Below are 14,051 nucleotides of genomic sequence, written 5' to 3'. Positions count from 1 at the left end.
TACATATCAAATGTGGAAGGTTCATCATCATAGACCGCGAGTAGGTGATTCACCAATAGCCATAAAAAAAACAGAGTATTTTTATAAGGTTAAAGTGAATAAGTAGTGTGTTTTCTTCTTTTGCTATAACTTCTATAGCAGTAACAGCTAAAACAAGTCAATTCACAGCAGATTAAACTGGATATGATATACAAAAAGAGCACCGAAGCGATGCTCTTTTCAACAGTTAAGCCTTAATTGGCCAGTTACTTAAGCATAGAACGGCGGCGAGTTGCTCCGAATACCCCCAATAAGGCAAGTAAACTGAAGCCAAGGCTACCGCTACTTTTCTTTTTGGGTGGTTGTGGTGCTTTCTGTGCATTGACCGTAATCGTTAACTTAGCTTGGACTTTGTGTTCACCATCCTCAGCTGTGATTGTAACATTATGATTTCCAGCACTTGATGTTTTGCCTGTGATCATACCTGTATCGGCATCGATGCTGATCCCATCTGGTAACCCTTCAGCTTTAAACATCAAGGTATCACCTTCGGCATCAGTGATATGCTTAGCCGCATTTATTTCGATATTTTCATTTGCATCAAGGGTTACTGCTTCAAACGGTTTTTCGATAATGGGTGCAATATCGTTAACGGGGTTGATATCAATGTACACTTTAGACGTCGATGAATAGGTATTTCCTTTTTTGGCCAGTACTTCGAGCTCAAAGTGTTTATTGCCTTGGTCATAATCAATGGCATCTGGGTTATTAACCGTAATAACACCTTTAGCACTCACTTTAAATGGTTCACCTGCAATTCCATTCACTTGGGTGAGTTGATACGGGTATGAAGGTGCATCAAATCTGGCATGAGAGAAAAACCCTTCAGAGTCTAACTCGACATTGCCTACGACATCGCCTATTTTAGCATCTTCATTGATTCTGTGTTGTTGACCATCTTTAGGGCTCGGAATAGGGGAGTAACCTGCCGTATCCATTGGAGATTGCATCGCCCAGTTGTCATTTAGACTCATGATGAGCATACCTGGGTTTTGACAGCCAACAATAGGTCCTAATCCACCTGCCAATGCACAATCGCTGATAGCGGTTAAAGAAGCCGTTTCGTTTGCTCCAAGCGTAATCATATTACTGTATGTAGCCGCCTCTCCCTCTTGTACTGCTTTGCTAAATAATGGCAAGCCACCTAAGTTCTTCTCAGGTGCTGGACCAGGCAGTCCAGGTCCTGGTAAACCAGGGCCGGGAAGTCCAGGACCGGGTAAGCCTGGGCCAGGTAAGCCGATGCCGCCACCCGGGCCGCCTTGCGCCTCAGTCTTACCGTATTTCAGCGGGTTGAATTGGATCATTGGTTTACCAAGATCATTTTGCGCGTCACGATCGGTGGCAAAAATCCAACCGTGGTTTTTGTCAAATGATTCAACACTGTTTACTTTGTCGCCATGATAAAGTTCTTCTAAACAGTACTGTGCGACAATGTTTTGGCCATGAGCACTGATGTATGTTGGTAGCTTTGACTTTTTGTATCTAGCGCGTGGTTTAGAGCGGTCAAATTCCATGGATAAATCAATATACCAAGCCACAGGCTGAAGATTCTCATCGGGTTCGACAAAACCATTCATTACGGTGTCGTCATCAGATGGGTTTGGAGGGAAGACGACTTTTTCATTGTATTTATTGGCTACAACGTACTCTTCTTGGAAAATGGTCCATGACGTTAGCCAAGGACCAATTTTGTCAAAGTGATTGGCAATGCCAGCGTCGTTTGGGGCAAAAAAGCGAGTCGCTATCGCCAATTTTTTACCTGAAGTACATTGAGCTTCTTCATAAACTCCTGCTCCGATATCTGAGAAAAAGTTCCCGCGTGAGCGTTGCTTGCCTTTAGGTTTTGAGTCCGCATGAAACATTAAAGGGAATACGGCAAAAGTTGTATCGGTTGCGCTGTCATTGGAGAAACTCTGTTTGTAAGCTCCTGCAAATGGGCCAAATGGGTGCTCGATGCCTTTTACTTCATGTATTGATTCCAGTGTAGTGAAATCACGGCTAATTTTTGTGGCAGAGCGAGGCTTGGCCATCCAGTTCATTGATAAGGTCGGTTTTCCATCTGCTTTGAGCTGAATGTGGCCAGTTAATTCAATTTTGGCCCAATTATCAGCAGTAAAGCCCGCAGTGTTATTCAAAGGCCAGTTTTGCAATTTAGTAAAGTCGATATTGAGAACGGCAGGGAAAACGACAGTTTGTCCCGCGGGTACACTTACACTTGTTGGTAACTCCCAAGTAAGAGCGCTTTTACCATCTTTTCCGTCATTATCAACGCTAACGTTATAAGTAACCGTCTTGTCTGACAGGTTTTTAATTTGAACTTGCTTAACGAAGCGCTGAGTTGAAAGACCTTCTTGGAAACCGAAATTCAGACTAGGTTGATAAGTCCCTTTTTCCCAAACAACAGAAGGAGAAGTTAAAGCATCAGCTAGGTTTTCTGTGCCACTACCAACTAAGGTTAATTCGGCTTGCTTGCCATTCAGATCTTGAATTTGCTTGTTGGCGGTATTCATAAGCAGCGCTTTAACTTCTGTCATTGACAGATCTGGACGCTTAGATTTTACGATGGCTGCGGCTGCCGCGATACGAGCAGCGCCCATGACCGTGTCGGAACTTTTTTCCACTTTGTCTTGAGTGCCAACAACAGCAACGTCAATTTGCTCTGCATAGGAAACCATGTCGGGCTTGGTGTAGTGGTTTGAACCTCGCACAGGCCCATATGGTGTTTTTTTGGTGACTTTAAGTGTGCCTTTTGCATCTTTTGTCATTCCACCAACTGTCAAAGCACTTGGAGCAGCGGCACGCCATGCTAAGTTGTAATGACTATCAAACTTGTCGCCAAAACTCCCCGCGTTTACAACCACCAATGAGCCTAAAGCGGAAGCCATTTCAATCGCGTAGGTTTCGACAATTGGTGCAGAAATGCCTTCGTCGTTACTACTGTAAAACCCTGAATTACCATAGGCATCAATCACAATAATATCGGCACGACCTTCAAAACTACCATCGCCTTTAGGATCAACGGCACGTTCGATCGCTTGAACAAATTTATCTGTATTTTCAGCGGATAAGCGGCAGGTGTCAGGGTTTGGCATAGCCACATTGGAAGTTTTATAAGCGGTCAGTTTTGCTCCAGGTGCTAATGCGTGAACAGCACTGGCTAGACGAGTACCAAACCCCGTGTTGTGTGTGGCTTTATCATAGTCACGTACGCAGCGGATGTTTTGATCAATAGGGTTTAAATCTAAACCATGGTTTTCACTGCTTAAATCTAGGCCGCCAACGACTACGTCAGTTGGGAAACCGTCAAAAGGTGCTGTCGCATTGGCCATGGCATCAGCATAGGCTTCTGGTGTACCAACTCCACCTAAGGATTTATGGGTGTAGTCAACACCTGTACCGATAATCGCGACCTTTACCCCGCTTCCTGCATTGGCTTCAGCTGATAACGGGGGGATCGAAATTGCGTCATTTTGTGCAGTCGAGCTGATTGATGCCATGGCATTAACTGGCATAGAGATTGGCTTTGTTTCTACAGAAATGTGCTTAACACCTGCAACTTGTTTGATTTTCTCAGCTAAAGAAACATCAGCTTTAATGGTGATAAAGTTACCAAATAACCGAGTTGATGATATTACCTCTATATTTCCATCTATGGCTTTAATGTCAGCTATAACACGTTGTTGAGTGCTTTTTATTTTGAGTAGTTCGTTATCTAAACGCTGTTTATTCTTGATTGTTGCTTTAGACAGAGAACCGAGGTCTGACAGATAGACATAAATTACCTGAGTTTGTTCCGCAGTTTGCCCCGCGGCATAAGGAGTTTGGATATCAGTGACTTGAGCATTTATTGCTGAGGCTGGAATGACAGCAGCCATGGCAATACAAGCAGCAAGTTTATTTATTTTAAATGACATATTATTCCCTTCGCTTGCTTTATTAGAATTGATTTGTCGACTGTTTATTGATGGCAAACGTTTTTGGTAACTCAATCACTGCCAATAACAAATGGAGAAATGAGAAACATATATTTGTTGCCTCTAGTCTATTTGTTAAATAAAAGATAAATTCAAGCAAGCTTAGGTTCCTCTGTTTTGTTTCAAATTTATTTCATTTATTTTTCATTTCCTTTAATTTCAATTGGTTATTTTTGTGTTTCGGTTTGTTTTGCATGACGAAAGCCATTAATTATCATGTTGCTACCAAGTTAAATTCTGCTTTCTGGTTAACCATTTAGAACAAAAAAATATATGTGTGTAAGTACATGATTTATATGGCAGTGAAAGAAAATAGAAAAAAAAATGATGCTATTTGATTTGCGTGATTATTACTGAAAGGTTAATTAGGTAAGGAAAATGTACAATAACAAGAAACATAAGAAGGAATACAGAGTGAAACTATTCCCTAATAAAAGTGTATTAACACTAGCCATTTCATCCGTATTAGTGCCGAATATCCATGCAAGTCAACTCGATTCTAGAGGGCATGATGTTGATGGTGGTCAAAGAGTAACCGTTGTCAAACAATCTAAACGTGATGTAGAAGACTTATATGTTGTTTTATTAAAAGAAGCCCCACTATCTAGTTATCGCGGGGATAACCGTAAGTTTGCCGCAACTAGCCTCAAAATGAATCCAGCAAATAGAAATGATGAAACTGGATTACTTGATATGAATAGCTCGGCGAGTAGAGCCTATATCTCTCATTTGCAATCAACACAGCAGCAAGTTTTAAGCAATGCAAATGTAATGCTCAATCGCGAAGTAAAAGCAGAGACCAGTTACCAAGTTGTGTTGAATGGTTTTACGACAAGACTTAACAATAAGAAAGAAGTCACCAAACTACAACAGCATGATCAAGTCAGTGCTGTTATCAAGGTAACGCCAAGCTATTTGACCACGGATTCAGGCCCAAGTTACATTAAAGCGCCTTCTGCTTGGAATGGCAGTGCCATTGGTACTAAAAGTCAAGGCGAAGGTGTGATTGTTGGTATCATGGATACAGGGATCAACCCCTCTCACCCTTCTTTTGCCGACATTTCTGGAGATGGTTATGATCATACTAACCCTAGAGGTGAAGGAAATTATTTAGGTGACTGCCGTAAATCCGATTTAGCTAAATACTGTAATGACAAACTCATCGGGATTTGGGGCGATGAAGGCATTATCAATAAAGATACGCCAGCGGGCCAAGATAAAATAGCCGTTGACTATGATGGTCATGGTTCTCATACTGCATCAACCACAGCGGGTAATGTTGTCAAAAATGTACCTGTTTATAATGTTGTGGGCGATAAAGCCGATTATCAATTTGAGCAGATCAGTGGTGTTGCGCCCAGAGCTAACATTGTGTCATATCAAGTGTGTGAGGCCTCTGGTTCTTGTTGGCCTGATATCACCGCTAAGGCGGTAGAGCACGCGATTGCCAATGGCATTAAAGTTATTAACTATTCCGTTGGTGGTACAGCACGAAACCCGTGGGAAAGCATAGATGCAAAAGCTTTCTTATCAGCACGTGAAGCGGGGATCCATGTTGCCACTTCTGCGGGTAACAGTGGACCTGGACCAGAAACTGTGGGAAGTCCCGGTAATGCGCCTTGGGTGACGACAGTAGCAGCATATACTCATGATCGTAGCTTTACCGATAAGAAAGTGAGTTTTTCTGGTGGCGATACCAATTTGGCTGATATCAATGGTAAAGGTGCGACCAAGGCTTACACTGGAAAAGTCGTTGATGCGAAGAATTTCGGTGATGGTCAATGTCTCAACCCTTTTGCTGAGAATACCTTTGATGGTCAGATTGTGATTTGTGAGCGTGGTGAAATCGCTCGTGTTGCTAAAGGTAAGAATGTCTTGGCTGGTGGTGCTGGTGGCATGATATTCATGAACGCCGCTGGAGGCTCTGATACTGTAGATGCCGACCTCCATGTATTACCAGCTATTCATGTAACCGCTGAAGATGGTAAAAAAATCAAAGATTGGTTGGCTACAGGCGCTGATCACCAAGCGACGATTGGTAGTTCAGATCTAATTAAAGATCCTAAGTTGGCTGATAAGGCTGCACCATTTACTTCACGTGGTCCTGATTCTGTATTTAACCGCTGGATGACCCCTCACGTTGCCGCTCCAGGTGTGGATATTTATGCTGCAAACTCCGAGAATCAGCCTCACAAAGCGCCTAAGGATCGTAGAGAGTCGCCGTACATTTTTTTGAGTGGGACTTCAATGTCGAGTCCACATGTGGCAGGGGCATTGACGTTAATTCATTCAATGAAACCTGGTTGGACGCCAGCGGAAGCACAATCGGCACTCATGCTTACTGCTGTATTTGATACCAAAAAAGAAGATGGCGTGACACCATCAGGTTTCTTTGATGGTGGTTCAGGCAGTATTAGAATCGATAAAGCCTTAAAGTCCGGTTTAGTCATGGATGTTACGCATGATGAATATGTTGCTGCAAATCCAGATAAAGACGGTAAACCAGAAACCTTAAATATGCCGGCAATGTTGGAAACCGGATGTTTGATTCGTTGTACGTGGACCAGAACCTTCAAAGCCACTGAAACGGCATCATGGACAACAAGTCATCACAAAATTACTGATGGTGTCTCTGTTTCGGCTTCTCCTGCGAGCTTTTCATTAGCCAAAGGCGAAACCATTGAGCTGACGATTACTGCTGAAATTGGTGAGGGTTTTGATTCTGATTATGGATTTGGGCGACTTGTTCTTACACCTGATAATATTGAGCTCTCCACTGCAGCATTACCTGTTATTGGTACATTTGTAGCAGGCTCTTTCCCTGAAAAACCAAGACTTGAGACGTCGTCGACTAAAGGAAGTGGAACAATTGATGGTATTAAAACCATCCCAACTCAAGATCTACAAATTGCAACTTTTGAATTGGCTGAAGTTGAAAATATTGCTGTCGAACTTCCTCGTGATGATAGCGATAAGAGTAAATGGCCAATCAATGTTTATAACGATCCTAAGTTCTATTATTCAAAACGAATCGATATCCATAACAAGGTTAAGCACTTAGTTGCACGCATTAAGTCAACGACATCGCCTGATCTTGATATGTATATCGGCAAAGACAGTAACTTGAATGGTAAGCCCGATAACGCCAATGAACTTCATGCGAACAATCGTTTGTGCATGAGTGCAACGGAAACGCAATTTGAAAGCTGCGTGATCAATAACCCTAAACCCGGTTCATATTTCTTTGCGGTTCATAACTTTGGTGATCCAGACGCGCCATCTGATAAATCTGATGAGGTGGTAATTGAAGTGGTGTTAATTGGGGCTGATGACAATAGTATTAAAGTTACAGCGCCTGATGCGATTAAGAGTGAAGATCCATTTGCAATAAATGTTGCATGGGATAAGCCTCTAAAACGTGACACGCTTTATATGACGGCATTGGAGATGGGCAGTGGTATTAATACGCCAACTAATATTGGGATCATGCCGATTGAAATTTACCGTAATGCTAACTTAGTTGGTGGCTCGTTAAATACTAATGTGGCTAAAACAGGGGATACTTTAACAGCAACTATTGATGTTGCTGGAAATAATACCGATAAAGAAAGAACGCTGAACATTAAGTTAGCCCTACCACAAGGTATCACCGTCAGCTCTGACAGTCACAATGGCCAATTTGAGTCACAACAGCTGATTTGGGAACTCACCCAAGCGGCAAATAGTACTGATGAAACCATTACCGTGGAGTTAGGTACTGCTGCACTGGTTAAGTCAAAAAAGCTCTCGTTTGAGCTAAGTCATACTCTTGCTGAAGAAACTATCTCCGAAATGATTGGAAAGGTTGATTTATCAGGAGTTACGCTCGCCAAAATCAATGGTGAGGACGCGGTTACAGTTAACGCTAATGAAAAGACAAATATCACATTGGCGGCAACAGGTAGCTCAGTGCCAGAGGCCGATGACACCATATCGTATGAATGGAAACAAAGTTCTGGGCCTGATGTTAAGATTTCAGATAGCTCTACTAAAGAAATTACAGTTTCCTTGCCTGATGTAGCTTCTGATGCTCAAGTCGTTTTAGAGTTAACGGTGTCGAATGGAACATTAATGGATACGGCTACAGCGACCATTAATGTCAAAGCAGAAAAAGCACCAGCGCCTAAGCCTGATAATAAAAGTTCAGGTGGTTCAATGGACTTATTAACCCTGATGTTAGGTTTGTTGGCCATGAGAAGAAGAATCATCAAATAATCTTATCAAACAGTTGAAGGCGCCACCTCAAAAGAGTTGGCGCTTTTTTTAGAATTTTATAGCTTTGTGCACTTTTCGATGTTGTATACAGCTTGTGAGAACTTAGTTATTGTGTTGCTGATTTGTTTATATAAAGAGCAACAATATGAAAATAAAACCGAGTTTCGTCCTAGCCAGTTTGATGGTTACGCAAAGTACGTTAGCTGCTGGCACCGATATTTCAATTTATCCATTAAGCTTTGATAACAAGACCCAGCAATGGTCGATTGGTAAAGGCAAAGTCATCACAGATCGAGATGGTTATGACAATCAAGCGAGTTTTGCGCTAGACGGCCAATCCATTTTCTTTTCTTCCAATCGGAGTGGTGCCCATACTGATATTTATCAATATCAATTCTTTAATGGTGACATTTACCAAGTTACAAATACACCTGATGAAAGCGAATTTTCCCCGAATGAGACACCAGAAGGCTTGAAGTATGTCGTAGAGCAAGGCGTACCACATCAAAGTGTATGGCTTCAAAAAGAGGGGAAACCAAGAGTTCGAGCGATTAATAGTTTGATCCCCTCGGGGTATTACGCTGCTCATTCAGAACTTGGGACACTGCTTTGGGCTCGTTACGCTCATGCACTGTATTTTGAGCCAAAGGGGGAGCAAGCTGATGAGCGACATTTTGTCACTGATCATGTGGGACGCAGTATCCATCTAGTACCTAATCAAACTCGTTTTAGCTATGTAAAAAAGAAAATGAACGGTGATCAAGTCGTTACAATATTTGATCCTAAGCTTCGAAGTCATCAAGAGGTAGTCAGTTTAGGTTCAGGAAATGAAGACTATGCTTGGAGCGGTCATGCGCTAACTCAATCCACTTGGTTATTTAATTTGGATGGGAATGAGTTAAGAGCTTGGCACCTAGAGCAAAAGCCTTCTTCGACGGTATCGATGAGCTGGCAGTCTATCAAGAATATTACGCCACCATCACCAAGGCATCACAGTCCGTATCGCATTGCAGTGAGTCCCAATAATCGGTACATCACCATTGTTTGGAGTCGAAAATAGCGTGCAACCGTGCGCTGTTTCCTGAAGATTTTTGCGCGAAAAAAGAGGAAAACGTGGGGAAGCAAGGCGGGTTACAGACAATATATGAGTAGCTGTCATCTGTCATCATGGGGCGTACCCTGATAATACCTATCATATCCTCGTAAACACACTGATATTTCGTTTTAGTTTGCCGTTTTGATGTTTATAGCCTGATTTAAGGTTATTTCACTCACTGGATAAAACGGCCTAAAACTCTAACAGTAGGAGTTAACGATGGATGCATTCATCCAAGTAAGCGTATTTTTAGGTTTAACTTTGTTAGTCGCACTCATAACTTATATTCGTTGCAAAAAAGTAAAGCGTGATCCCAATGATACTAAAGATTATTTTCTCGCTGGCGGTGGGTTGAATTGGGTTGTTGTGGCTGGTTCATTGATGATGACGAACATCAGTGCTGAGCAAATCGTTGGTATGAATGGAGCGCAGACTTTATTGGTTGCGTGGTGGGAAATTGCTGCAGCCATAGGACTAATGATTTTAGCCAAATGGTTGATCCCGATTTATTACAAATACAATTGCACCACAACCACGGAGTTACTTGAGCGTAAATATAATGATAAAGGCATTCGCGCTATGGTCTCTGTGCTGTTTATGCTTGGGTATGCTTTTATTCTGCTTCCTGTCGTTCTCTATACCGGATCGTTATTTATGAAGTCCATGTTTGGGCTTCACATACCGATTATGGTGATTGCGATTTTGTTTGCAGCTGCAGGAGCAATATACGCCATTTTTGGTGGTCTTCGCGCGATTGCGATTTCCGATACGCTTAATGGTGTTGGTTTAATCGTCATGAGTTTGATTGTTTCATTTCTTGCCATGAATGCCATTCATTGGAACTTTTCAGGCATTCCTGAAAGCAGTTTGACGTTAATTGGCGACAATACATCAGATATCCCATGGCCAACCTTATTTACTGGGATGATTTTTATTCAGATTTTCTACTGGGGCACTAATATGGTGATCACCCAAAGAGCGTTAGCGGCCAAGTCGGTGAGAGAGGCAAAAAAAGGGCTTTATGGTGCAGTGTTTACCAAGTTTCTAACTCCTCTTGTCGTCGTGTTACCCGGCATTGTTGCATTAAAACTTTATGGTGATATTGGCGATGTCGCTTACGGTAAGTTAGTCGGCGACATTCTGCCTCATTGGCTTTCGGGTGCATTTGCAGCCGTGATTGCTGGGGCTGTGTTAAGCTCGTTTAACTCCTGCTTGAACTCAGCTGCGGCATTGTATACCTGCGACATTCACCAAAATTATTTTAATGCCGATGCTGATCCAAGAAAAATTGGGACTCGCGTAGCGTTACTCTTTACTATTTTATCTTTATGTCTTGTTCCTATTTTTGCAAAAGCGGCCAGTATTGTTGCATTTTTACAACAATTGAATGGGCTCTATTCGATGCCTGTTTTAGCGGCCTTTATTTGCGCCTTATTGTTTAAAAATGTGCATGCTACCGCCATAAAAATCGGCTTGATTTTTGGGGTTGCTTTATATTCTATCTTTACCTTTGTATGGCAACCTTGGGGGCTGCATTATATTCACTTAATGGCCATTACTTTAGCGGTGACAGTGATCTTTACTTTGTTCTTGAGTCGTTTTTGGTTAGAAAATCAAAATCGTGAATTAGACGGCGATAGCCCTGAACCTTTAACTGGCGTTCCAAAACAGGTTGTACTCAGCGAATAATGGCTAGTGACAGTATCCTTTGAAGCATGATATAACTCAGCTCAGTATTTTTGTTGAGAACTTAGCACTGAATTTAAATTCATTTAGCTCAAGCTCAGCTTTGTTTAGTTATATTTTGGGAAACCTGTAGTTTTATGCCCTCGCCTGTGCAACGTGCAACTAAATTATTTGTAAGAACATTTGGAACCAGCCCTGATGCATGCTTTCAAGCACCAGGGCGTATTAATTTAATGGGTGAGCACACAGATTATAATGAAGGTTTTGTTCTACCAGCTGCGGTGAATTTTAGAGTATTGGCAGCGGTAAAACGTCGTGAAGATGATTTGTTTCGCGTGGTCACGGATATTGATGCTGATAACTTTGTAGAGTGGACTTTCGGTAAAGAAGCATTAGAAGATACTGATTTCCATTGGAGTCATTATTTAAAAAGTTTTACCGCTGCCTTGGCCATGTCTGGGTTGAAATCCTGTGGTGTTGATGTGGCTATCATTAGCGATATACCGATGGAAAGTGGGTTTTCATCGTCCGCAGCGTTGCAAATTGCTTTTGGCACTGCGGTGAATAATAGTAGTCAGTTATTCTTATCACCATTAGCGATTGCTCAACTTGCTCAGCGAGGTGAGCACCATTTTATGGCTCGTACCTGTGGCATGAAAGATCAGATGATCAGTGCTCTGGCTGAAGCGGATCAAGCCTTGTTGATTGATTGCCTAGACTTGGATTACGAATCTGTCACCATTCCAGACAATTTAAGTATTATCATTGTTCATTCAGGCAAATACGCTAAAGACATTCAGACAAAGTATCAACTTCGAAAAGACGAATGTCAGCAAGTGGCTGAATATTTTGGCTTAGAAAGTTTACGTCACGTTTCTGAATCGCAATTAAAACAGCATAGAAGCCAACTCGATGAACATTTATACCAAAGAGCGCGCCATGTGATCACCGAAAATGCTCGTACTCAAAGTGCTGCAAGAGCATTAGAACAAGGTAATATCAAAAAAATCAGTAAATTGATGGAACAATCTCACCAATCTATGCGTGATGACTTTGAAATGAGTATTCCTGAAATTGACTTGTTGGTGGATATCATCAAGCAACAAGTGGGTGATCGAGGTGGTGTTCGATTAACCGGAAGTGGTTTTGGAGGCAGTGTCATTGCCCTTGTCGAGCATGAGTTAACCGACGATGTTGTGACTGCTGTTGAGACACAATACCTTGCACATACGGGAATCGAAGCACAGGTGTATTTATGCAGTGCCGCCGCTGCTGCTGCAAGAGTTGATGAGTAACTCAAGGTTCAAAGCGTATCAAGGCAGAGTGGTTATTTAAGGAAATTTAAGTGATAAAAATAATAAAACAAACGCCATGGAAAGATCCTCGTGGAGGAGAGATAGAGAGAGTCATTGTTGATAATGGAATTATCGCTATGGAAGTGCTTTCTCTAGGCGGCATCATTCGTCATTTATGGGTACCAGATCGTAACGGTGAACGACAAAATATTGTATTAGGTTGTGATAGTGCTCAAGCTTATTTAGATCAAGACGCTCACTTGGGAGCGGTAGCTGGTCGATTTGCAAACCGAATCAAAGGAGGAGAGTTAAGCTATCAAGGCCAAGAGTTTCAGCTGGACGTCAATAATCAAGACAATTGCTTGCATGGCGGGAGCAAAGGATTCAATCAAAAGCAGTGGCAGTTGGCTGAGTTGGCTGAATTGGAAGATGGAGTGAGATTGACGTTAACGAGTCCTGATGGCGATATGGGGTTTCCGGGTAACTGTGAAGTACAACTTGATTATCGTCTTGATGGCAATAGCTTACTCGTTGAAATTACAGCATCTACCGATAAACCTTGCCCAGTGAATTTAACTCAACACAGTTATTTCAACCTTGATGGCTCAGAAACCATTACTCAGCATTTATTACAGACGGATTGTACTCAGTATTTGCGTACTGATGAACAAGGTATTCCTGTTGCTATTGAGCCTGTAACGGCTACGTTAAACTTCAATCAGAAGAGTGAGCTAGCTGAACGCTTAATTGATAAAAGTGTCGAAGCGACACGTGGTTTAGATCATTGTTACTTAATGGAAAATGAATCTGATAATTTGGTTCGATTTGGGCGGATAGCTAGCCCTAAAAGTGGGGTGATGATGACCTTATTTACTAATCAACCTGGTGTTCAAGTTTATACGGCTAATTTTCTAGCTGGTACCAAGGGAGAGAATGGACAAGTATTTAACCAGTATCACGGAATTTGCCTAGAACCCCAGTTATGCCCAGATGCGCCTAATCAACCTGATTTACTTGGTAAATCATGGCTAGAGGTGGGGGAGCAATACCATCACCTTAGCCGATATCAGTTTGAAACTATTGAAGAGTAGAGGGCTATTCCTCGTACTCTTCATCTGTCCATTCATTTTGAAGATCATCGACGTCAGCGGTGATCTCTGGTTCTTCGTCTAAGTCGATAGATTCATCCGATTTAGCTGAAGTGGATGTGGCTTCAGGGTTTAGATCAAGATTACCCTTTTGCTTACTCATGAATTCCGTTTTGGCTTGTTTCCATGCTTCAGCGTAGTTCGCTTGTGCTTTCGCAAGGCTATCCTTATCCAAATCATGCAAGTTATGCTCAACAATATCTTTAACATACTCGATAATGGATTCACGGGTTGAGTTATACAAATAGATACGGCCAGGACTGGCCTCTGGTAATGCCTGATCATGGATGACAATCGTATTTCCACGGGCTGTTCTTAGCTCGCCATACCAAAGCTGCTTTTTGTCCATGCTGTTCATATATGCTAATACCCTTCATTCAACACATACACTCAGGGGGGGCGATAAAGTTAGGTTCAACCCACCCGACGACAATGTTTTGCATTCGAAGAATGAAGTAACGAATGCAAAACGCTAAATTAGGGCAAGCCCTAATCACACTTGCAACAAAGAACCAATATCATGGAAAACCCCATGCCATCGGCTTTATACGAATTTAGT

Annotated in this window: 7 protein-coding genes; 5 read left to right on the top strand and 2 right to left on the bottom strand. The window is 42.1% G+C overall.

All coding sequences use genetic code 11. The features are described from left to right. Nucleotides 1-245: 245 nt before the first annotated feature. Nucleotides 246-3,953, bottom strand: a complete 3,708-nt coding sequence (locus E2H97_RS15645; RefSeq protein WP_133407998.1) for a S8 family serine peptidase — start codon at nt 3,951-3,953, stop codon at nt 246-248. Between the two features lie 474 nt (nt 3,954-4,427). Here E2H97_RS15645 and E2H97_RS15640 point away from each other — a divergent pair, with 474 nt between their 5' ends. The 5 genes from E2H97_RS15640 to E2H97_RS15620 all read left to right on the top strand — a co-directional run bounded on the left by E2H97_RS15640 (nt 4,428) and on the right by E2H97_RS15620 (nt 13,435). Continuing rightward, nucleotides 4,428-8,267 carry a S8 family serine peptidase gene (locus E2H97_RS15640; protein ID WP_170308324.1) on the top strand — a complete coding sequence of 1,280 codons (3,840 nt, stop codon included), beginning with the start codon at nt 4,428-4,430 and terminating at the stop codon, nt 8,265-8,267. A 145-nt stretch (nt 8,268-8,412) separates the two neighbouring features. Continuing rightward, a complete protein-coding gene (locus E2H97_RS15635) occupies nt 8,413-9,327 on the top strand; it encodes a TolB family protein (RefSeq protein ID WP_133407996.1) in 915 nt (304 codons plus the stop codon). 255 nt (nt 9,328-9,582) lie between these two features. Then, the gene (locus tag E2H97_RS15630) at nt 9,583-11,052 is read left to right on the top strand and encodes a solute:sodium symporter family transporter (RefSeq protein WP_133407995.1); all 1,470 of its coding nucleotides are present in this window, start codon (nt 9,583-9,585) and stop codon (nt 11,050-11,052) included. Nucleotides 11,053-11,186: 134 nt separating this feature from the next. Continuing rightward, nucleotides 11,187-12,344 (top strand): galactokinase, encoded by a 1,158-nt coding sequence (gene galK / locus E2H97_RS15625; protein ID WP_133407994.1) that lies wholly within the window; start codon nt 11,187-11,189, stop codon nt 12,342-12,344. Nucleotides 12,345-12,394: 50 nt separating this feature from the next. Next, the gene (locus tag E2H97_RS15620; protein WP_246029015.1) at nt 12,395-13,435 is read left to right on the top strand and encodes an aldose epimerase family protein; all 1,041 of its coding nucleotides are present in this window, start codon (nt 12,395-12,397) and stop codon (nt 13,433-13,435) included. A 4-nt stretch (nt 13,436-13,439) separates the two neighbouring features. Here E2H97_RS15620 and E2H97_RS15615 read toward each other — a convergent pair whose 3' ends face one another. After that, nucleotides 13,440-13,850, bottom strand: coding sequence for a hypothetical protein (locus tag E2H97_RS15615; RefSeq protein ID WP_133407993.1), 411 nt, complete (start codon nt 13,848-13,850; stop codon nt 13,440-13,442). Nucleotides 13,851-14,051: the final 201 nt, after the last annotated feature.

This window comes from Parashewanella tropica, assembly GCF_004358445.1.
GTDB classification, from domain to species: Bacteria; Pseudomonadota; Gammaproteobacteria; order Enterobacterales; family Shewanellaceae; genus Parashewanella; species Parashewanella tropica.
This window is presented reverse-complemented; position numbering and strand designations above follow the sequence as displayed.

Coding starts and splice junctions, on each gene's coding strand:
- E2H97_RS15645 (WP_133407998.1), bottom strand. CDS start 3,953: ATGTCATTTAAAATAAATAAACTTGCTGCTTGTATTGCCATGGCTGCT.
- E2H97_RS15635 (WP_133407996.1), top strand. CDS start 8,413: ATGAAAATAAAACCGAGTTTCGTCCTAGCCAGTTTGATGGTTACGCAA.
- E2H97_RS15630 (WP_133407995.1), top strand. CDS start 9,583: ATGGATGCATTCATCCAAGTAAGCGTATTTTTAGGTTTAACTTTGTTA.
- galK (WP_133407994.1), top strand. CDS start 11,187: ATGCCCTCGCCTGTGCAACGTGCAACTAAATTATTTGTAAGAACATTT.
- E2H97_RS15615 (WP_133407993.1), bottom strand. CDS start 13,850: ATGAACAGCATGGACAAAAAGCAGCTTTGGTATGGCGAGCTAAGAACA.